Annotated in this window: 16 protein-coding genes and 1 tRNA gene; 13 read left to right on the forward strand and 4 right to left on the reverse strand. The window is 56.2% G+C overall.

Annotated elements, in window-relative coordinates:
* Positions 1-26 precede the first annotated feature (26 nt).
* Complete coding sequence (locus tag J3T95_RS05275; RefSeq protein ID WP_267450686.1) at positions 27-3,752, reverse strand: glycosyl hydrolase 115 family protein; 3,726 nt, start codon at positions 3,750-3,752, stop codon at positions 27-29.
* A 193-nt stretch (positions 3,753-3,945) separates the two neighbouring features.
* Here J3T95_RS05275 and J3T95_RS05280 point away from each other — a divergent pair, with 193 nt between their 5' ends.
* The 4 genes from J3T95_RS05280 (at position 3,946) to J3T95_RS05295 (ending at position 8,877) form a co-directional block, all read left to right on the forward strand.
* Positions 3,946-4,950, forward strand: coding sequence for a LacI family DNA-binding transcriptional regulator (locus J3T95_RS05280; RefSeq protein WP_220236397.1), 1,005 nt, complete (start codon positions 3,946-3,948; stop codon positions 4,948-4,950).
* 225 nt (positions 4,951-5,175) lie between these two features.
* The gene (locus J3T95_RS05285; RefSeq protein ID WP_258561488.1) at positions 5,176-6,186 is read left to right on the forward strand and encodes an ABC transporter permease; all 1,011 of its coding nucleotides are present in this window, start codon (positions 5,176-5,178) and stop codon (positions 6,184-6,186) included.
* Between the two features lie 18 nt (positions 6,187-6,204).
* Entirely contained in the window at positions 6,205-7,134 is a 930-nt protein-coding gene (locus tag J3T95_RS05290; protein WP_220236396.1) for a carbohydrate ABC transporter permease, read from the forward strand.
* 117 nt (positions 7,135-7,251) lie between these two features.
* Positions 7,252-8,877 carry an extracellular solute-binding protein gene (locus J3T95_RS05295; RefSeq protein ID WP_267450687.1) on the forward strand — a complete coding sequence of 542 codons (1,626 nt, stop codon included), beginning with the start codon at positions 7,252-7,254 and terminating at the stop codon, positions 8,875-8,877.
* Between the two features lie 319 nt (positions 8,878-9,196).
* On the opposite strand, the gene J3T95_RS05300 is transcribed toward J3T95_RS05295, so the two are convergent.
* Positions 9,197-10,510 (reverse strand): MFS transporter, encoded by a 1,314-nt coding sequence (locus tag J3T95_RS05300; RefSeq protein ID WP_267450688.1) that lies wholly within the window; start codon positions 10,508-10,510, stop codon positions 9,197-9,199.
* 348 nt (positions 10,511-10,858) lie between these two features.
* Between J3T95_RS05300 and rhmD the strand changes: the two genes are divergently transcribed.
* From rhmD to J3T95_RS05315, 3 genes are all read left to right on the forward strand, one after another.
* Entirely contained in the window at positions 10,859-12,082 is a 1,224-nt protein-coding gene (gene rhmD, locus J3T95_RS05305; RefSeq protein ID WP_267450689.1) for an L-rhamnonate dehydratase, read from the forward strand.
* Positions 12,083-12,146: 64 nt separating this feature from the next.
* On the forward strand, positions 12,147-12,917 hold the full coding sequence (locus J3T95_RS05310; protein WP_220237472.1) for an HpcH/HpaI aldolase family protein: 771 nt from the start codon (positions 12,147-12,149) through the stop codon (positions 12,915-12,917).
* A gap of 55 nt (positions 12,918-12,972) precedes the next feature.
* Complete coding sequence (locus J3T95_RS05315; RefSeq protein ID WP_267450690.1) at positions 12,973-13,767, forward strand: IclR family transcriptional regulator; 795 nt, start codon at positions 12,973-12,975, stop codon at positions 13,765-13,767.
* 207 nt (positions 13,768-13,974) lie between these two features.
* Here J3T95_RS05315 and J3T95_RS05320 read toward each other — a convergent pair whose 3' ends face one another.
* Positions 13,975-14,982, reverse strand: coding sequence for an aldo/keto reductase (locus J3T95_RS05320; protein WP_267450691.1), 1,008 nt, complete (start codon positions 14,980-14,982; stop codon positions 13,975-13,977).
* Between the two features lie 1,189 nt (positions 14,983-16,171).
* Between J3T95_RS05320 and J3T95_RS05325 the strand changes: the two genes are divergently transcribed.
* Positions 16,172-16,570, forward strand: coding sequence for a hypothetical protein (locus tag J3T95_RS05325; RefSeq protein ID WP_267450692.1), 399 nt, complete (start codon positions 16,172-16,174; stop codon positions 16,568-16,570).
* A 218-nt stretch (positions 16,571-16,788) separates the two neighbouring features.
* Positions 16,789-17,361 (forward strand): DUF2130 domain-containing protein, encoded by a 573-nt coding sequence (locus J3T95_RS05330; protein ID WP_416378749.1) that lies wholly within the window; start codon positions 16,789-16,791, stop codon positions 17,359-17,361.
* 174 nt (positions 17,362-17,535) lie between these two features.
* Here the strand turns inward: J3T95_RS05330 and J3T95_RS05335 are convergent.
* Positions 17,536-17,609, reverse strand: a tRNA-Met gene (locus J3T95_RS05335).
* Positions 17,610-17,705: 96 nt separating this feature from the next.
* On the opposite strand from J3T95_RS05335, the gene J3T95_RS05340 reads away from it, so the two are divergent.
* The 4 genes from J3T95_RS05340 (at position 17,706) to J3T95_RS05355 (ending at position 20,703) form a co-directional block, all read left to right on the forward strand.
* Entirely contained in the window at positions 17,706-18,755 is a 1,050-nt protein-coding gene (locus tag J3T95_RS05340; RefSeq protein WP_267450693.1) for a homoserine O-succinyltransferase, read from the forward strand.
* 180 nt (positions 18,756-18,935) lie between these two features.
* Positions 18,936-19,751, forward strand: coding sequence for a F0F1 ATP synthase subunit A (gene atpB / locus J3T95_RS05345; RefSeq protein ID WP_220236369.1), 816 nt, complete (start codon positions 18,936-18,938; stop codon positions 19,749-19,751).
* A 131-nt stretch (positions 19,752-19,882) separates the two neighbouring features.
* Positions 19,883-20,110, forward strand: a complete 228-nt coding sequence (gene atpE, locus J3T95_RS05350; protein WP_015022486.1) for an ATP synthase F0 subunit C — start codon at positions 19,883-19,885, stop codon at positions 20,108-20,110.
* A gap of 50 nt (positions 20,111-20,160) precedes the next feature.
* On the forward strand, positions 20,161-20,703 hold the full coding sequence (locus J3T95_RS05355) for a F0F1 ATP synthase subunit B (RefSeq protein WP_220236368.1): 543 nt from the start codon (positions 20,161-20,163) through the stop codon (positions 20,701-20,703).

Below are 20,703 nucleotides of genomic sequence, written 5' to 3' on the forward strand. Positions count from 1 at the left end.
TGTGCGTCCTCAGGTCTGTCGTCTTTCTAACCGGGCCACTGCTCATCCAAGGGAGGCCGTGATCCATCGCAGGCCAGGTAGACACGTGCGATGCGCATGCCGGCTCGTTCCGGCTCCAAGACCAGAACGTGCCGACCGCCGGTCAGCTGGATGGCGGCCATCTCCGACCATCCCCAGACATGCTCGGTGGCAAAGGTCATCAGTCTTCCCCCTCGGGGGAAAAGGTCGCCCGGGGGCAGCGGGTCGCCGTCCAAGATCACATAGCAGGAGTCCTCCAGGTCGGAGGCGAACTGGGCTAGGAGCCAGATCCGGTAGTTGCCTGGCCTGCCAACCTGGAAGGCCAGGTTCATGCCGGGAGCTTGACCGGGTTTGGGCCAGAGCTGTTGCCTAGGCTCGGCCCGCATGGCCAGGCCCCGGCCCCTGTGAGTGGGGGCGTCGGTGGGAAACCAGCAGCCCTGCCGACGCTTGCCGTTTTGTGACCCATTCTGTGACAGCCAGGCGTTTTCGCCTTGTCTTAGGCAGTCAGCGGTCTCAAGGTAGATGCGCTCTGGTGTCTTGTTGGCGTCATTGTTTTGGCTCAGCTTCTGCTCGTGCTGATGCCCGGCAGGCCAGACCAGCTTCGGCCGTGTATACAAGCCGCCGTGAAGCCAGTAGTCCTGATCGAAGTAGGGTACAGGTTCTTCCGGGGTGCGGTCCGGATCGATTCCGTAGTCTCCAACGGCCAGATTCCGTAGGGGGCGGTCCAAGGCCCCGGCCGTGGGCGTTGGCTGACAGACTGTAATCTGATTGCTGGTCTGAGCCCTGTCTATGTGAGCTGCGTGAAAGCTCCTGTTGCCAGCCTGTTTGGAGGGCCGGCCATCCGCCACCCAGGTGCTGAAAGCAGGTCCCAGCCGGCTGGACCGTTTCCGACCGGTGTTGATCACGACTTTGTCGATGCCGAAGGAGTCATCCACGGCAATAAGCTGCAGCTGGTGGGGTCCTGCCTCCAAATAGGGCAGGACCATGGTCAGTTGCTCGGCGTTATATACGATGGTCTCCTGCCAGTCGCCACGGAACTCGTCAGTGGTGGGCGATTCCAGGATTTCGCCCCGATTGCCATCCAGGCTGACACGCAGGCGAATTCGCCCACGCGAGTTCAGTGTGGGCAGACGGTGAACCTCTAGACGGTGGCGGCCGGGGGTCTTTAGCCAGAAGTCCAGACTCAGACAGGCCCCGCTTCCTGATTCCGGGTCGCTCCAGCCCTTGGTCTGCATCAGGCCTGGGCCGAAACGCCCCAGATCTTGGGTTGCCAGCCAAGTGGTGGTCTCCGTCAGGTCGGGGTTGACACGTCCGCGTGAGGGGTCCATGCTGATGTGTCCATCAGCCTCGACGTAGCCGGTGAATCCTTGTCTGAAGCCAGGATTCTCGCCTACCAGAACATCGACCATGATCGGGGTAGACCAGGCTTTTTCAGTTGTCTCTGGCTTGCTGGGACGGGTGACGATGGTCAGCGTACCCTGCCGACCCGCATGGGTTGAGGCGTTCTCGACCTGTACATGGATTCGCCATTCATCCCTGACGATTCGCCGTTCCGCTGGCAGACTGATCCAGTCCTGGTTGGCGCTGATGCACACTTCCTCTGCAGGACTGCCCATAAGGTCCAGGTCAATCCAACGGTCGGTGATGCCATAGGGATCGAAGACCAGCTTGACGTGATTGCTATTGCCAGGGACTATGACGCCCTCCTGTGCTCCCTGTGGCGTCAGGATCAGTCCCTGATTCGGTTGGACCTTCACCGGTCTGCAAGCCGGGTACTGAGGTAGCGTAGGAGGAGGGAACCTGTTGGGAGTGAGGATGCCGTCCCAGCAGCCCTGGGCCAGCTCCTTGTTATACCAATGGAGCAGAGCCCGGATCATCCCTTGGAAGAGATGGGAGATCCTCGTCTGTCTGTGGGCGGCCGGCATAGCGCCTCGGGCGGCCTCGAGACGGCTGCGGTCCGCATGGTAGAACTGGGCGTTCACGTAGTAGGCCATGGCGATCTTCAGGTCCACCAGTGATCGATAAGCTTCGCGGAACTCTGGCTTTACGCTCCTGCCGAGATTGTGCGAGCGCTCTGCTAGTTCCCGCAAGGCTGCCAGGCGGCCGCCGGCCTCGTCATCGTACCCTGTCTGGGTGAATGAGTCCTCATGCAGGTGTTCGATTTTGGCCTGATTGTTGATCCGGTAGTAGCTCATGCACATGTCGGCCGCCTCAGAGCCGCGATCGTCTGCGAAGTTCTGGTCGAACCAGGCGGCCACAAAGTCCCGGGCCGAAAGACTGTGGTGATTCTCGTCTGCATTCCAGGCCAGGTGGAGGAAGTAGGATCCCTCCAGCTCCAGGCGCTTGATGGCTCCCAGATTGTCTACCCATACCCGGCGGATGCCCCGATCCCAGCACTTGCTCAGCTGGTCGTTCATCAGAGCCAGGGGAGTGGATGAGGTACAGCGGTAGCTGGTCCTCGGCGGCGCCCAGTAGGAGCTGTGGTAGTAGACCCCATTGCCCCCGCTGCGCGCCCGTTCGGCCTGATTGGGGAAGCGGCGCATATACCCGTAGTTGTCATTGACCCACATGATGGTCACGTCCTCGGGCAGGTCCAGGCCCGCGTCGTAGAGGGGCAGCACCTCCTTATAAGGAATGAAGAGCTGGGGGACCTCCTGCGGAGGTCGACCCAAGTGTTCGTGCAGAATGCTCCTCTGGTCGCGAATAATCCGACCGAGCAGATCGACTCGCGCTCGCAGACGACCCTCCTGATCCAGGTTCGGATCTTCGTCGATGGCGCGCGTGGTCAGGCCCGTGTCGTGAATACCGCGCATGCCCAGGGTCCAGGTGACCTCGTATTTCCGGTTCATGTCCACGCTCTGTGACCAGTAGCGCCGAATCATATCCCGGTTGCATCCGGGCAACGAATAGTCATAGTCCACATGCCTGCCTTGTGAGGCCACCCAGGGATCCCACTCATGCTGGTTGCTCCGCAGGAGCATGTCGCAGTGGCTGCTCCCGATGACAATCCCCATGCTCTGGGCAAGTCTTCCGTTGCGCGGATCGGCATTGAAGGCGTTGACGTGCATGGCTGGCCACAGATAGTTGCCGCCCAGCCGTAGGATCAGGTCAAAGACTTTTTCATAGGTCGCCGGTCCGATGGTTCCGTCCGGAGTGTGTAGGCGAGCCCAGTCGTCCAGCTCCTCCTCGTCGTTGATGAAGAAGCCCCGGTACCTGACCGAGGGCCAGTCGAAGACGCGCAGGTCGTCGGGCAGGCATATCCGTTCATGGCGACGGGCCGGTACGTTTCCCCACCAGTGCAAGGGTGAGATGCCGATGGCCCGGCTGAGGGCGTAGATTCCGTAGATAGTTCCGCGCCGGTCAGTCCCGGCGATATAGAGGGTGCCGTCGATGACCTGCAAGGTGAAGCCTTCCCAGCGGTACTCTCCTTGGGGATCCTTGAGCGGGGTCAGATCGAGCTGGTCGGAGCAGACAGCCGAATCGATCCAACTGGAATGGCCCAGGGTGCCCAGGCAGATGGTCGGGCTGCTCTCGTCGATCAGATTGGTCGGCCTCTGGGTCCGGTCTGTGACAGTCGCAAAATCCCTCATCAGATTGCCCGCCGCAATTTGCACGGCCGTATCCTCGCCATGATCCAGCAGCCAATTAGGCCGGACCCCTGAATCGGCCAGAACAGCGCCTGACCCGGCGGTCACTGGGATGGTTCCGGGCTGGGGATGAAACAAGGTGACCATGGTGTCGCTCCCACTGTCTTCTGATCAGGCGGATGCTCTGCCGCCTGTGTTTGGACACCCATAGGCTAACACCAGATTAGGAAAATTTTCAATGAGTAAAAAGATGAGCGAGACTGGCAGGGCTCGATGGCCGTCTCTCTCCATTACCATAGTTGGAGACGCTCACAGTCCAGAAGAGCCGGGAGGCGATCCGATGAGCAAGAAAGTGACGCTGGCCGACGTGGCTGCCAAGGCGGGGGTTGCAGTGTCCACAGCCTCCAAGGCGCTCCGTAACAGCGCACAGGTCAGCGGCCCGACAAGAGCCAAGGTGTACAAGGCCGCCGCGGAGCTTTCCTTTTCACTCAATGAGCGTCAAAAGCAGTCCCAGCCTCCCAGCCTGCCTAAGTCGGTGGGCCTGGTCACTTCGGACCTGGACGGCCAGTTCTCCATGCCCATCCTGATCGGCGCGGAAAGCTACTTCGGAGTCGAGTCCATTCCTGTTTTTCTGTGCAACGCCGGCAGGGATCCGGCTCTTGAGCAGCACCATATAGATAATCTGCTGGCCTATGGTGTCAAAGGTCTGCTGATGGTGGGATGGCGTACCGATCCGCGGCCAGCGCTGACCAGCTGCCCGGTGCCGGTTGTCTATGCCAACCAGGCGTCCATGGATCCCCATGACTGCTCTGTCATTACCGACAACGAGGACATCGGGCGGCTGATGGTACGGCATCTGGTCGAGGGAGGATCCAAAAAAATCGTGCTGATTGCCGGCGATCCGGCCTTCCAGTCCTCGGTCAGGCGGCTCAAGGGCGAGATGGCAGAACTGGATAGCCGCGGGTTGGCTGCCGTGCGTACAGTTCGGTATGGAGGCTGGAACGAGGAGACTGGGCGTAGTACCATGGTCGGCTTGCTGGATGAAGGCATCGACTTCGATGGGGTGGCTTGCGGCAACGACGAGATAGCCCGTGGGTGCCTGGATATCCTGCATGATCGGCATATTTCCGTGCCGGATAGAGTGTCGGTGGTTGGGGTTGACAATCGGACGGTCATTGTCGGCAACTCGCGTCCTCCGCTTACCAGCGTCGACCTGAACCTGAAGGCCATCGGTACCAGGGCAGCCAGCTGCCTGGCTGATATGCTGGAAGGCCGAGGTCACCAGGGTATCGAGTGCGTCAAGGGCACGCTTGTCCAGCGCGCCTCCACCAGAGTGCCGCTCTAAATCCACTAGTCGAAAGTTTCAGAGGGCCGCACAGTCGCAATTTCACTGACACAAGCAAGTCTTCCGTACTTTACTTTTAAGAAACTTTTTTATTTGACAAAATTTTCCTTTCTTCTTATTATGGCCAGTGTCGGAGTTGCCGATAGGGATTAGGGCCGTAGGTCGTCCGGTCCGGTTTCAGGTGCGATCGAGGTTGATCCTTTCGGCTCCTGCGCATCCCACTCGATGAAGAAGGGACATGTCATGACCTCGCACAAGGATGCATTGGACTCAGAGCGCGGATCATCCCGTTATCGGCGGAAACAGACTTCGAATAGGCGTGGGCTCCGTCGCGAGAGCTTCGCGGAATATGCGCATCGTTGCTGGCCCTTGTGGGTGATGGTGCTTCCTGCCATCGTCTTTGTGGCCATATTTCATTACGGCCCCATGTACGGCATCCAGCTGGCCTTCCGCGATTTCGACTTCACCAAGGGCCTGACCGGCGGCAAATGGGTGGGCTTCCACTACTTCCGTCAGTTCTTCGCCTCGCCCATGTTCAAGCCGCTGATGATCAACACGGTCCGCATCAGCCTATGGACCCTGGTCATGGGTTTCATTGCACCCATCATCCTGGCCCTGCTCATCAACCAGATCCATTCGGGCAAAGTCAAGGGATTTGTGCAGACCATCACCTATATGCCCCACTTCATCTCCACCGTGGTCATTGTAGCGATGATCAATCTCTTCCTTGCTCCCTCATCAGGCTTGCTGACCCGCTTTTTGGCTTTTCTGCATGTAGTCAATCCCAATTTCATGGGTGATCCCGCAGCCTTCACACCCATCTACTGGATCAGCGAAGTCTGGCAGCACATGGGGTGGAATTCAATCATCTACCTGGCGGCTCTAAGCTCGGTGGATACGGCCCTCTATGAGGCGGCCAGAATGGATGGCGCTGGTCGCTTCCAGCTGATTCGCTACATCGACATTCCCGCCATCCTGCCTACTGCCGGCATCCTGCTCATCCTCAATATGGGCGGTGTGCTCAACGTGGGCTTCGAAAAGGTCTTCCTTATGCAGAACACTTTGAATCTGCCGGCCTCGGAGGTCATCAGTACCTACACCTATAAAATCGGCATTTTGCAGAATCAGTTCTCCTACTCGACGGCTATAGGCCTGTTCAATACGGTGATCAATCTGATCTTCCTGGTCGCCGCCAATCAAATCTCGAAGCGCATCTCCGACACCAGCATCTTCTGAATCCGGAAGGAAGCCGACATGAGCATCAACCATGGCATCAAGAGCAGCGGTATCCGGCGGCTGACCCATCCTCAGAGCTGGAAGGACCGACTTGCCGACTCGGTCATCGTCATTCTCCTCCTTGTGGTGGTCGCCAGCATCATCTACCCCATATGGTTCATCATCATCGCCTCGGTCTCTGACCAGACCATGGTCAATACCGGGCAGGTCAACTGGCTGCCCAAGGGTTTCTCCCTGTACGGATTCCGGCAGATTCTCGGCGATGGACGCATCTGGAATGGCTACAGAAATACCCTCTTGTACACAGTTGTCGGCACTGCATTGAACTTGGTGGTCACCATGCCTGCGGCCTTCGCGCTTTCGCGACGCGAGCTGCGAGGCCGGCGTCTGATCATGCTCTTCTTCACCGTGACCATGTTCATCAACGGCGGGCTGATTCCTACCTACCTGCTCTACAAGCAGATGGACCTGCTGGATTCCTGGGCCGTCTTCGTCATCCCCGGAGCGGTCAGCGTTTACAATCTGATCATCGCCCGGTCCTTCTTCGAGACCAGCATTCCCGAGGATCTGCATGACGCGGCTCAGATCGACGGCGCAGGCTGGTTCCGTTATCTCGGCCGCGTGGTACTGCCCCTGTCCAGCGCTATCGTTGCAGTCATCGGCCTCTATTACATGGTGGGCCACTGGAACGACTTCTTCACCGGCTTGGTCTACATCCGCACCTATGACAAGCAGCCCCTGCAGATAGTGCTCAGGGACATCCTCCTGTCGAATCAGGCTTTCCAGGGCGGATCGGGGGCCACCTCCGGGGCTGGATACGGCCAGGAATACGCCGACCAGATCAAGTATGGGGTCATCATCGTCTCTACCCTGCCCCTGCTGGTCATCTATCCCTTCATCCAGAAGTACTTCAACAAAGGAGTCATGATCGGGGCCATCAAGGGCTGATCGGGCCCTGTCGCGCTCTGGCTTGGTCCTGCTTCATCGTTGCAGTGTCAAGGTCAATCGCAGATGAAGCACTGTATGGCCGTGGTCAACCAGTCATCAGTCGAGAGAAAGGAAACAATGATGAAAAACCATGAACCAGGGGGCATTCGCGCCTATCTGGCTGCCGTGGGCGCGGGCATAGTCGCCCTGTCCATGCTGCTGGCGGGGTGCGGCGGCTCGTCCAGCAAGCCCAAAACCAATGCCGAGGGCAAGCCCATCGTCACCATAGCTGTGGCCAAGCACCCCTTGACGCAGAAGATGTCCAAGATGGCCTGGCCCAAGCAGGTTGAGAAGGAGTGCGGCTGCGAGATCCACTGGCAGGAGGCGAGCTCAGACTGGGATCAGAAGAAACAGGCCATGTTCGCAGCCGGAGATGTGCCGGATCTGATCCTCAAGGGCGTTACTCTGGCCGATCTGGCCACCTACAGCACCCTGTTCGAGAATCTGAGCAAGGACTTGGACAAGATGCCCAACGTAAAGAAGATGTTCACTACTGATCTGGCCGCCAAACGATCGGTCACCATGAAGGACGGAGCCATATACATTCTGCCCTCAGTGGCCAAGGGGATCATGCCGGCCGATGCCAGCCACACATTCATCAACAAGCAGTGGCTGGACAAGCTGGGATTGCAGGTTCCGACCACCTGGGATGAGCTGGAGAACGTGCTCAAGACCTTCAAGACCCAGGATCCCAACGGAAATGGAGAGGCTGACGAGGTGCCTTTCGACTTCTATTCGCCCTCCCCGGCCGGATTCGGCAAGAACGAGCCCGTCATCTTTCTTAACAGCCTGGGAATCGTGACCTCACTTGGCAGCGCCCAGGGGTATTACGTGGACAAGGGTCAGGTCAAGTCCTTCTTCACTGATCCCAGATATAAGCAGGTCGTACAGTTCATGAACCGGCTCTGGCAGGATGGGGTCATCGCCAAGGATGCCTTCACCCACGATTACTCCACGGCGCAATCCACCGCCCGCGGCCAGGGGGACACCGCCAAGGTAGGATTCACCTGGGGCTGGACAGCGACTGATCGGTTCGGTGCCCAGCTGGCCAAGCAGTACGTGACCATGTCGACGCTCAAGGCCAAGCCTGATCAGAATCCTGATGAACTGGTCTACGACCATGTGGGTGACAAGTACGATTACAACGAATCAGCCTTGGCCATGTCAGCCAAGCCTTCGAATAAGGAGGCTGTGCTCAAGGTGATCAACGCCCTTTATGGCCAGGACGTGTCTCTTCAGCAGTTCTGGGGCGACATGGGCAAGGATATTCGGAAGACCGGCGAGAAGTCCTATAAGATTCTGCCGCCTGCAGACTCCACCAAGGATCCTTCGACATGGAAGTGGTCGCAGACCCTGGCCGATGGTTCGCCATACTGGATTCGCCCGGACCTGAAGATTGAGCTGCCGGCGGATGTGCAGGAGGCGCGCGGCCAGGTCAAGACCTTGGAGCCCATTCTCAACCACGTCGATCCCAAGCGTGACATTCTGCCCGGTGGGCTCAAATTCTCTTCTGCCGACAACAGCACTTTGCAGAACAACAACACGGCCATACTCAATACAGCCATGACCAAGTTTGCGCAATGGACCACCAAGGGGGGAGTAGATGCCGAGTGGGATCAGTACCTGGACACCCTCAAGAAGGCCAATCTGGACCAGAGCATCAAGCTGGAGCAGAAGGCCTATGACGAGTACTACGCCAAGTGAAGATTTGTGCAAGCGGATGATTGCGCCGTTCGTATTTGTCTGAAAAGTGCCCAGTGATCGAGGCGGGTGATCCTTTGGCGGACCGCCCGCCTCATGCCAGGCGCTGCTGGGCAAGCCAGCCTTGAAGCGTCTGCCTCAGAAGGCTCTGACGCGGATGGCGACTGTGCGCAGGCGCTGGATTCAGGGATGGTCGATTCGAAAGTTTCCAAGGATTCAGAAGCAGTGCGCCTGTCTCTTTTGCGGTTACCGCAGTGATGAACGGTGGACTGCTGCTGATCCGTATGCAATCCGTTGGCCTATATAGATGGGATTGCTGGGATCAGCGCTTTTGGTGTTCGGATAAACCTACCAGCCAGGATATCAGAGCGCCTGCAAGAACGAAGCCCCCCAAGGCTACCAGACCGGCCCTGCCGGTGGCGGGAGTGCCGAAGAGCGAGTCGAACCATACCCTTATGTTGGGTGCGAAGAAACCTCCGAACCCTCCTACCATGTTGACGACACCGATGCCGCCTGCCAAGGCTGCACCGGTCAAAAGCTCGGTAGGCATTCTCCAGAAGATGGGCTGACTGGCGATTACCCCCGTGGCTGCAATGCACAGACACAGGATAGCCGGCAATGGTTTGGCGAATGCGGAAAAGGTGATGGAGCAACCGGTGACGAGCAGGATCATGGCGACGAAGAGGTGGTGATGACCGATCTTGGTTGACCATTTGGGGAGCAGCCAGGTGCCGATCAGTGCGCAAAGCCAGGGGAGCATGGATATCAGAGAGACCTCCATGCCCACCTTCTTGCCGATTAATCCAGAAACCTGAGAAGGGAGGTAGAAGGTTATTCCGTAGACTCCCACTTGAATCATAAAGTACACGATTGAAAGAGCCCAGACTCGCCATGAACCGAGAGCCCCGGACATACTCGATTCCGTCTTGTCCTTGGTGTTTGCTTCGTCATGAGCGATAGCCTCGGCCAGGATTTCGCCCTCGCCAGCATCCAGGAATCTTGCTGTCCGGGGGCTGTCGTCCAGATAAAAGTAAGCTGCGATTCCCACGGCTATGGCAGCCACACCCTCGATCAGAAACATCCAGAACCACCCAGGCATCCCGAGAATTCCGTGCATCTGTAGTAGCAGACCGGACACTGGCGCGCCGATGATCATGGCCAGAGGAGCCCCCATGTAAAACAGTCCTCTGATTTCGTCCTGCTGTTTCCTGGGGAAGAAGATTGTAGTTAGATAGATGGCTCCGGGAAAGAAGCCTGCCTCTGCCACGCCCAGCAGGATTCGCACGACAATGAACTGTGTTTGATTATGCGTAAAGGCCATGCCGGTGCCGACGATCCCCCACAAAATAGTCAGTATGGTGAGCCATCGTCTGGCACCTACCTTGCGCATCATCAAATTAGATGGTGCTCCTAAGAAGGAATAGATAACGAAGAACAATCCCGATCCCAAGGCATAACCTTGGGCAGTGAGCCCAGTGTCCGCCATGTACGATTGCTGGGCGTAGCTGATGTTGCTTCGGTCGAAGAACGCCATGACGTACATGAGCAACAGGAAAGGAACCAAGCGTTTCGTGGTCTTAATGATGATCTTGTCGAGACGTGCCTGTTTCGCTGTGATCGTTGGCTCTTTTGTCATATTGACCTCTTTGTGCAGGAGTGGAGAGTCGCATGTCTGCGGCATTTGTCCCATCTGGTCATGTGTCGCGATCCTCTGTGATCGGAGCGTTGAGTTAACGCATCTCTGCTCGAGTGGACCAGTGATTGACACCAGTATACAAGTATTGGGCAATCGTCCCTATATATGGAACAACTCTTGTTGCACATAATTGCGTGACAATAATGTTCCCGCCTGTATCTTATTAGGAATATTCCCAAATATTGGGATGTAATTTCATATCTGATACTGTGAATATCAGGCTTCCGACGGATAGGTTTTGAAATCCTAAGAAGAAGCCGATTCAATGACGAAGAACCGGAGGTTGCAATGTCGCTGTCTTCAACCAAGTTGCCAACGATACGATCCATCAGGGCATACAGCATGGGTGGTGCTGCGGCCAAAGTACACGGCCAGGGAGGGGGTGATTACCATGACCAGGGCAAAGGGCACTGGATTGATGACCATATCGCGACGCCAATGAGCAAGTACAAAGAATATGAGCAGTCCCGCCAGTCATTTGGATTGAATGTATTGGGGACTCTGGTCGTTGAAGTTGAGGCTTCCGATGGAACGACAGGGTTCGCTATCTCGACTGCCGGCCAGATCGGCTGCTTCATCGTGGAGAAGCATTTGAGCCGCTTTGTTGAGGGCAAACGAGTCGATCAAATTAAGTTGATCCATGATCAGATGACTAATGCGACTCTTTTCTATTCAGGAGGTGGCGGTGTCGTCATAAACGCGATCTCCTGTGTGGATCTGGCATTGTGGGATCTTCTCGGGAAAGTCATTGGACTGCCTGTCTACAAAATTCTCGGAGGAGCAGTCCGGGATGAAATCCATTTTTATGCCACCGGGGCGCGTCCCGACCTGGCTAAGGAGATGGGCTTTATCGGTGGAAAGATGCCGACGCATTGGAGCTCGGCCTTCGGCGAGGAGGGTATCCGCAAGGATATAGCGATGCTTGCTGACATGCGCGAGAAAGTCGGATCGGATTTCTGGCTTATGTTCGATTGCTGGATGAGCCAGGATGTGAACTATGCGACTAAACTGGCTCGGGCTGCGGCACCGTATGGATTGAAGTGGATGGAGGAGTGCTTCCCCGCTGCCGATGTACAGAGCTATCGCGAATTAAAGAGGAACATGCCTCCGGGCATGCTGATGACTACTGGTGAGCATACAGGCAATCTGAGTTCGTTCAAGGAACTTTCGGATGCCGGAGTCGATATTCTGCAGCCTGATGTGGGTTGGTGCGGCGGTATCACATCCCTACTGGATATTGCTGCACTGGCAAGAGCTCATGGACAATTGGTGGTTCCTCATGGTTCGTCCGTATATTCCCACCATGCCGTCATCACCTTTACAAACACACCCTTCAGCGAATATCTGATGACTGCTCCGAAGGCGGATCATGTCCGTGCCCAGTTTGATCCGCTCCTGATAGGAGAGCCTGTTCCCGATCATGGTGTCATTACTGCCAATCAACTTGACAAGCCGGGTTTCGGCGTCGAGTTGAATCGTGAATGCGCTCTGGAGCGGCCATACACGCACTGAGCGGCGACGGACGATGTCGCGGTTCCGGTCGTGTCAGGAAAAGAACTATGCGGAAGGGCATTTCATGTCGTGCAACATACCTCACAATGAATTCAAAAGGGCTTTAAAGGAGCATCGTAGGCAACTCGGGCTATGGCTAGCTTTCGGATCGGCGACAGCCGCCGAGATCTCGGCTGGTTCTGGATTTGACTGGTTGCTGGTGGACGGAGAGCATGGTCCGAATACGCTGACTACCATTCTTGACCAGCTCAGAGCCGTGCACGGGTATCCGTGTACGCCGATCGTGCGTCCTGCCAGTCCGGATCCTGTGATGATCAAGCAGGTCCTCGACCTAGGGGCGCAGACCCTCCTTCTGCCTATGGTCAATACGTCTGAGCAGGCTCAGCTTATGGTTAAGGCAGTCCGATATGCCCCAGAGGGGATTCGTGGTGTAGGAGCTGTCCTGGCACGATCGGGTCAATGGGGTCGAATACCCGATTATATGCGTGATGCCACCGATGAATTGTGCATTGTCGTGCAGGTTGAAAGTCGGGAGGCTTTGGAAAATATCGATGCCATAGCTGCTGTCGATGGTATCGACGGAATCTTCATCGGGCCGGCGGATCTTTCTGCTTCGCTGGGATATCCGGATGATGCCGACAACCTTGTGGTCCAGGATGCTATACATAAGGCCTTTGATTCCATCCTCCGCCACGGCAAGGCTGCAGGGTCCCTGGCCTTCGATGACTCACTGGCGAAAAAGTATTTTGAGTGGGGGGCAAGTTTCATTGCTATCGCTGGAGACACCGATCTGTATGTGCGTGCCATGGAACAAGAGCTGTCATTGTTCAGATGAATAAGGCTGAACGGGTTTTTCGTCCTCCTGGTTGGGACGCCTTAAAATGCGGTATATGGCAGAGACAAAGGCACCTGCGGGAACGCAGACCCTGATGCATGGGATTGCGGTGCTCCGGGCCGTCGCGCATGGGGCGCGCAATCTCAAGGAAGTAACTGGACAGACAGGTCTGAGCAGAAGCAGCGCGCATAGACTGATACAAGCTCTTCGCAGCCAGCGTTTTCTCCGTGAAGAGAGCAATGGGGATTTGCGTTTGGGGCCTGCTCTGATCGAGCTGGGTTTCCAGGCCAGGAACAAGATATCGATTCAGGAGGTTGCCCGCCCGTTTCTGCTTGATCTGGCTCAGACTGCCAAGGATACGGTGCATCTCGCTGTGGAGGACTCAGGATCGGCTTTATATCTTGACAAAATCCACGGCAGCCGTGGCATTGAAATTCGCTCTTGGCCCGGCTGCCGTATGCCCTTGACCTTCACAGGGATCGGCAAAGCCCTTTTATTGGATGATCCTGACCGTTGGCAATCCCAATACATACAGGACAGGAATCTTCAAGATCGCAAACCAGAACACGACTATGCCAACGAGAAAGCCTTCGCAGCTGCAATGAAGCAATTCGCCAAGCAGGGGTTTGCCTACGATCTTGAGGAGAATGAGCCTGGCATTAGATGCGTGGCCGCCCCTGTTCGTGACGGTGCTGGCGCAGTGACGGCTGCGATTTCAATATCCGCAGCAGCCACATTTATGCCTGGCAAGCGTATGAAGGAGCTCGGTCTGCTTGTAAGACGCAGTGCTGCATGCATCTCAGTGCAGCTTGGATATGGTGGCGACGAGGATGTGGCAGTCGAGGCCTAGCAAGTAAGGCGGCCAGATTCCTTCGACATCGTGAGTTCGTTAAACATTGGTCGAAAAATGATCACAGGGGAAGGCTAGCAAGGTCAGAGACAGCATTGATCCGTAATCTGACACAGGCATAAATTCATGAATTAGCAGTGAGTTAATCGGATCATTGTTGCCTGCGTGCTCAAATACGGACACCAAATTAGGGAAATATCTGCGGCGCTACTTCTCCTCCGCGTCCAGCAATACCACGCCTTCAGGAGGATTGCTGCCGATGGCTCCCACTGTCTCATGCGGAAGGTAGGGCTCCTCCATGGAGGCGATCTCCTCGGGCGTGAGCTCCAAATCCAGCGCAGCCACGGCATCGTCAAGATGACGGGCCTTGGTGGCGCCGATGATTGGTGAAGCGACGCCTTTGGCCCACTGCCAGGCGATGGCTACCCGGGCCATAGGAACCTTGTGTTGCTCTGCCACTTCTTGTACACGATCGATGATGGTCAGGTCGTTGTCCTCGGCCCGGTCATACTTGCCGCGCGAGACCTTATCAGTCGCGCTGCGCAGGGTGTCGGCGGTCCATGTGGGCCGTGTCAGATGGCCAGCGGCCAGAGGGCTGTAGGGCATCAGGGAGACATCCGTCTTTCTGCAGAAGGGTATTAGATCCTTCTCGTCCTCCCGATAGAGCAGGTTGTAATGGTTCTCCATGGCGCTGAAGGGGGTCCAGCCGTTGTCTTGGGCGACTTTCTGCATATCCTGAAACTGGCTGGCGTACATGGCGGAAGCCCCCAGCGCTCGCACCTTGCCAGCTCTGACCAGATCGTTCAGTGCTTCCATAGTCTCCTCGATGGGCGTTTCATAGTCGAACCTGTGAATGATGTAGAGATCCAGGTAGTCGGTGCCCAGCCGCTTGAGTGTTCCATCGATCTCCCGATGGATGGCCTTGGATGAAAGTCGCCCCTCATTGAAATAGACCTTGGATGCAATGACCACCCGATCGCGGCTTGTATGCCTCCTAAGCGCCTTCCCCAGATATTCCTCACTGGTCCCGGCGGAGTAGCCGTTGGCTGTATCGAAGAACGTGATGCCCAGATCGAGTGCATGCGCAACGACGGCGTCAGTCCCTTCCTCATCCAGCGTCCAGTCGTGCATGGTGCCTGGCTTGCCGAAGCTCATGCACCCCACGCAGAACTTCGATATGTTGATGTCCGTTTTGCCCAGTTGTGTGTATAGCATGATGAGCCTCCTGGCCTTCCCTGCTGGAGATGCAATCATGCTAGCAAGTTCAAGTCGGTGGAAGTCTACTTCTTTGGTTTTCGTAGCGAACAAGACACCCAGCAAACCGGCAGCAAGCCTTGTCTATCGCTTCTCTGTCACGAATTTTGACTAGCAACATGGAAGCAAGGAGCTGAGTATGAGTGGATTCAGTCTTCATCGGCAGCAAGGGCGGTATTCGGTTTAGAGACTTACCCTGTTGAATTTCTGCAATGACTTTTGGGCGAGCGAAATCGAGTGGATACTGTCTTGGATTACACAGCTCTCCCGCCCTTCAGTCGGGACAAGCAATATTACTGATCGACGGCCAGGGAATCGAAAACAATTAAATGCGTCCCTTTATAGGAATTCATCTGCCTTGCGGTTGGAGCATATAACAAAAAACTAAATCAAAAAGGTTTACAGTGGAGGAAGCTACGACAACTCTCCCTCCGACAGGCCAGCGACCGCGTACACCACTGTCTCCAGGGTGAGTTTGCAGGTGCTATGCAGTGTGTGAGCTGGATTGAGTGCGTCCCATATTGGTCAAACAGCTAGCAGAGCTAAGGCAAGATGACTCAGGGTGTTTGCTTCTTTGACTGATGCTTAGGGGGTGAATGCCGAAGATTTCGCAAATGCTGACGATTCCAGTGCACTCAGCCTGAAACCGGGTAGCATGTAGAACCCATCTGCCAGTCCCACGGATCTTGGCCTGCATTTCTACAAAATCTTTCTCACAATGTAAGGTCCTGACACGGCAACAGGGCGAACCTAGGATTCTTTTAACCTCAGGAGACCGCGAAATGTATCGAGGCAAATCTGTAGGCATGAGGTTTTTATCGGGTGCCCGGTTGTTTTGCTTGGTGCCTCAGAATGCGTCCATACTGCTGGCTTCGTTCTTTGAGGGTTTTTCGAGCTCAGCAAGTTCGGAATTCTAAGGCCCCAGGTCTTATCAAGCATGAAAACGAATTTCGGGCATAACCGCTCCGACAGGTTACGATTGATGGTTGATGATGTACACGTGCGTCGTCCCTTGCATATTTTGTTCTCTAGGACACGGACGCAATCTGAGCAATGTGGCAAGGCTAATTGTCGACTGAACGTTCCCGTTATTCTCCGTTGATATGATTATTATAAAAGCTGAAGTTAACCTTTAATGAAGCAGGCTCGCGTGGCAAATGGAAATGACATGAGTTGCGTTGCGTTTTCGCACTTGTTGCGTTTCAAGCACTCACATTATCCGTATTCCGATAGGTACCTTCGTGAGGTGAGGAATTCGCCGGATACACATGCAAGAACGGAAAAACAGCATATGGTGCAGTGGTTTGCAGATAATGCCACCTATGGATCGGGTGCCTATTCCCGGCAGAAGCCGAATAATAGCGCAAAGGATTGCTTCGACAAATTGGAGAACGCTGCGTCTTTACTCTGGATTGCAGAGGCGGCTGGCGTTGAAGAGCCGATCGTAGCAGCAGCTTTTGAGACTGCAAGGCAGGCGGGGGACTATCGTCAGGCTTGTGGAGCGATCCGGAAGATCATTACCTGGTCCATGATTGTTGAATCCTTGTAAGGGATCGACATAGATCATGAATGGTTCTTCATCAGGAGTCGCGGTCACTGGGTTTCCAGTACGGACTGCTCAGAGCAGGAGTGGTTTTGTCTAATGCAGGATCAAGAAGAAAAGGTTGCCCATGATCAACATCATTTAATTCCAATGGGCATCTGCATTCACCTTTGACGAGGCCGGGTATGCTGATATCCTCATGAAGGCTTGAGCAGCATTGCCAGATCGAGTTCAACAAGCTACGGTCCACGGCTTTCCCCAATGTCTACTTTGAGAAGGGCAACGATGCGAGGACGGGCAGCAAGGACGATTCGGGCATGGAGATCGTGTCCATCATGTTCGAGATGACGAACGAGATGGACACCACCTCCACCAAGCACAAGAACGAGGACTTTTTCAAGGAGCTCGACAAGGACAGGCGTGAGAAGCACTGTGAGTATGCCATCATGGTCTCCCTGCTGGAGCCTGACAGCGACCTATACAACACGGGCATCGTGGACGTTTCCTACCGCTATGAGAAAATGTATGTCGTCCGCCCGCAGTTTTTCATTCCGATAATCACCCTGCTCCGGGACGCTGCCAAGAACTCCCTGCAATACAAGAATGCAGTGGAGGAGATCGACAAATCCATCAATCATCTGAACAAGATCAAGGACGCCTTGCTGGGCTCCGAGAACCAGCTTCGTCTGGCCAACAACAAGGCACAGGACGTGACCATACGAAGGCTGACTAGAAACAATGAGACCATGAAGGCCAAGTTCGACGAAGTAAAGAAGTCGAAGGCGATAGAATCCTGAGACCGTGAACCGTGCAGTCATGTGAAGGGATGGATGTAGACGGATTTCTCTGATTTCGTAGTCGGGCGGTCCATCTATGCCTGGCTGCACCATGGGCCAGCGTGCTGAACTGCTGCATATACGCTGAGACAGAAAAACAAAGGCTCGGAATCCAAACAATTCCGAGCCTATTAGTAGCGGGGTCAGGATTTGAACCTGAGACCTCTGGGTTATGAGCCCAGCGAGCTACCGAACTGCTCCACCCCGCGTCGGCTGTTCAACACAGCAGTTATCTATATTACGGCTTCCATCGCCCTTGTCAAGTCCGTGCGTGGGCATTCGTATCCAGGGGGATAATGGGAGCCATGCCTATCACCATCCCCACCGGATTGCCGGCCAGATCCATCCTGGATTCGGAGCGTATCTTCGCCCTGGAAAGCCACGAGGCGGAGCGCCAGGAGATGCGTCCGCTCAGGCTGGTCATCCTCAACCTGATGCCCACCAAGGTGGAGACCGAGACCCAGCTGCTGCGGCTGATCTCCAAGTCGCCACTTCAGGTGGAGATCGACTTCATGAAGACTTCAACCCATCAGGCCGTGCACACAAGCATGGATCACTTGGTCAAGTTCTACGAAAATCTGGATTCCTTCCAGGGCAATTGTTATGACGGTCTTGTCGTGACGGGTGCCCCGGTGGAGCAGATGGACTTCGAGCAGGTCGACTACTGGGAGGAACTTACCCACATTCTGGACTGGGCGTCTACCCACGTCTTCTCTACTATGTATCTGTGCTGGGGAGCCATGGCCGGGCTCTACCACCGCCACGGCATCGCCAAGCGCGACCTGGATCGCAAGGTCTTCGGGGTCTTTCCTCAGTATCTGCAGGACGAGTACTGCTTCATCACCAATGGCTTCGACGAGATAGCCCTGCAGCCCCACTCCCGCTGGGCCGGGGTGGACGAGGACCAGGTGCAGGCCTGTCCGGATCTGCAGGTGCTGACCTGGGGTCCCCGGTCTGGCCCGGGGCTTATCAGCACCCGGGATTTCTCAGAGATTTTCGTGCTGGGTCACTGGGAGTACGACCGCGACACCCTGGCCCGCGAGTACCAGCGCGACATGGCCAAGGGCCTGGACCAGGTGCCTTTCCCGGTCAACTACTATCCTCACGACGATCCCACGCTGGAGCCGGTCTTCTCCTGGCGGGCCCATGCCAATCTGCTCTGGCGCAACTGGCTGAACTGGGTCTACGAGACCACCCCCTACGACTTGGACCAGGTGCCGACGTTGCGGGCGGCGGGCCGTCTAGGCACAGACCGGTCCGTCAGACACGCGCCTGAATGCCCGCGGGCTGACGGATACCGGCCCATGGCGGGTGATGGGTACGGGCTTGTTCCCGGCGCTGTTGACTGTCGATAAAGATTGGACGAATTTCGTCACCAGCCTGTCCACACCGCGGAGCAAATCCTGCCCGCAAACGCTATCTGTGACACACTGGTTGAATCCATGGTCGCCGTGGTGTGGGTACACTATCGACACGGTGCAGCCATGAGTCGCACACGCGCTATAGTGTTCACTGTGTCGTTCAGGAGGCGATAGATGCTAGAGGCAATGGGAAGTGGAGCTTTCAGTCTGGCCATGGCCAAGCCGAGCGAGCTGCCTTCCATCGAGGATTTCCTGCCTCCTGAGATTCTTTTCCAGGGAACGCCCTTCGCCATGAACCGGATCATCCTGGTCAGATTCGTGGCCATGGTCATCATCCTTCTGGTGCTGGGAATCACCGCCGCAAGGGCCAAGCTGATCCCCTCCCGCTGGCAGGGGGCCATCGAGTGGGTCATCGAGTTCATCCGTGACTCGGTCGTCTACGACACCTTGGGCGAGATTCGCGGCAAGCGCTACGTGCCCATGATTACGACCATCTTCCTGACCATCCTGGTCTTCAACCTCTGCGGCATTGTGCCGGGCATGAACATCGCGGCCACTGCGACCATCACTATGCCATTGGTCTTCGCCATCTGGACTTTCTGCCAGTACATGGTGACGGGATTCCGGGAGCAGGGTGTCTGGGGCTATTTCAAATCGGAGCTCTTTCCGGCTGGAGTGCCTTGGCCTCTCTATATCATTCTGACGCCCATCCAGCTTCTGGAGATGGTCATCGTCAAGCCGGCCTCCCTGACCATTCGACTCTTTGCCAACATGATCGCCGGCCATCTGCTGGTGGCGGTCAGTCTGGCCTTCACCCAGTTCTACATCATTGAGGCCGGCAACAAGTCCTTGGCCCTGGCTGGCGTAGGCTGGTTCGTTCTGGGCTTCGCCTTGACGGCCTTTGAAATCTTCGTGGCGGCCCTCCAGGCCTACATCTTCGCTATCCTGACCACGGTCTACATCTCCATGAGTTACCCTGAAGAAGGTTGAGGGGAAAGGACAAGCCGCGGTTGGCGTTACAGGCCGTCGCAGCCCACATATTCGTCGGTTCCGACCAGTAGACGGGAGTCGGGGCTGAACCACAATCCAAGAACCGGCAACGGTGGAGGAAAGGAAAATAAATGGACATCATCACACTTGCTGAGGTCTCCGGCAATCTGAGCATCCTGGGATACGGCATTGCAGCTCTCGGCCCTGCGCTGGGTTTGGGCATTGCCGTCGGCAAGACCGTCGAGAGCATGGCTCGCCAGCCTGAGATCAGCGGGCAGCTGCGCACCACCATGTTCATCGGCTTGGCTTTGATCGAGGTGCTGGCCCTGCTGGGCTTCGTGGCGCTCTTCATTGCCTGAGCCGTGCGACTCTTGCATGATCCGGCTTCGATAAGGGAAAGGAGGAGCCAATGTACGCTCTAGCGGCAGACAAGGGGATTCAGCTGTTCATTCCCCAGCTTTATGACATTGTGTGGTCGCTGGTCATCCTGGTCATCCTGGCCGTCTTCTTCTACAAGTTCTTCATGCCCAAGTTCCAGGCCATCTTTGATGAGCGCTCGTCCAAGATCGAGGGCAACATCCAGAAGGCCGCCAAGGCTCGTGAAGAGGCGGATCAGGCTCGCAAGCAGTATCAGGATCAGCTGGGCAAAGCCCGTGTTGAGGCTTCCCAGATCCGCGATGACGCCCGTGCCGAGGCCTCTAGGATCGTGGCCGATGCCAGGTCCCGGGCCGAGACCGAGGCCAACCAGATCACTGAGAACGCCCAGCGATCCCTCAAGTCCCAGCAGCAGCAGGCGCTGGTCTCGCTCAAGGGCGAGGTGGGCACGCTGGCTACGGCTCTTGCCGGCAAGATCCTGGGCTCGCAGCTTCAGGATGATGCCGTGCAGTCTTCCATGATCGACTCGATCATTGCGGACCAAAGCGGACAGTCCTCAGACAAGCGACAGGCGTGA

The sequence above is a fragment of the Bifidobacterium sp. B4079 genome (assembly GCF_026537385.1).
Classification (GTDB): Bacteria; Actinomycetota; Actinomycetes; order Actinomycetales; family Bifidobacteriaceae; genus Bombiscardovia; species Bombiscardovia asteroides_I.

Bases quoted from the DNA above. Each gene is read 5' to 3' on its own strand.
- J3T95_RS05320 (WP_267450691.1), bottom strand. From the start codon at position 14,982: ATGCTATACACACAACTGGGCAAAACGGACATCAACATATCGAAGTTC.
- J3T95_RS05315 (WP_267450690.1), top strand. From the start codon at position 12,973: ATGGCAGAGACAAAGGCACCTGCGGGAACGCAGACCCTGATGCATGGG.
- J3T95_RS05340 (WP_267450693.1), top strand. From the start codon at position 17,706: ATGCCTATCACCATCCCCACCGGATTGCCGGCCAGATCCATCCTGGAT.
- J3T95_RS05290 (WP_220236396.1), top strand. From the start codon at position 6,205: ATGAGCATCAACCATGGCATCAAGAGCAGCGGTATCCGGCGGCTGACC.
- J3T95_RS05280 (WP_220236397.1), top strand. From the start codon at position 3,946: ATGAGCAAGAAAGTGACGCTGGCCGACGTGGCTGCCAAGGCGGGGGTT.
- J3T95_RS05295 (WP_267450687.1), top strand. From the start codon at position 7,252: ATGATGAAAAACCATGAACCAGGGGGCATTCGCGCCTATCTGGCTGCC.
- J3T95_RS05355 (WP_220236368.1), top strand. From the start codon at position 20,161: ATGTACGCTCTAGCGGCAGACAAGGGGATTCAGCTGTTCATTCCCCAG.
- J3T95_RS05310 (WP_220237472.1), top strand. From the start codon at position 12,147: ATGTCGTGCAACATACCTCACAATGAATTCAAAAGGGCTTTAAAGGAG.
- J3T95_RS05300 (WP_267450688.1), bottom strand. From the start codon at position 10,510: ATGACAAAAGAGCCAACGATCACAGCGAAACAGGCACGTCTCGACAAG.
- atpE (WP_015022486.1), top strand. From the start codon at position 19,883: ATGGACATCATCACACTTGCTGAGGTCTCCGGCAATCTGAGCATCCTG.
- atpB (WP_220236369.1), top strand. From the start codon at position 18,936: ATGCTAGAGGCAATGGGAAGTGGAGCTTTCAGTCTGGCCATGGCCAAG.
- J3T95_RS05285 (WP_258561488.1), top strand. From the start codon at position 5,176: ATGAAGAAGGGACATGTCATGACCTCGCACAAGGATGCATTGGACTCA.
- J3T95_RS05275 (WP_267450686.1), bottom strand. From the start codon at position 3,752: ATGGTCACCTTGTTTCATCCCCAGCCCGGAACCATCCCAGTGACCGCC.
- rhmD (WP_267450689.1), top strand. From the start codon at position 10,859: ATGTCGCTGTCTTCAACCAAGTTGCCAACGATACGATCCATCAGGGCA.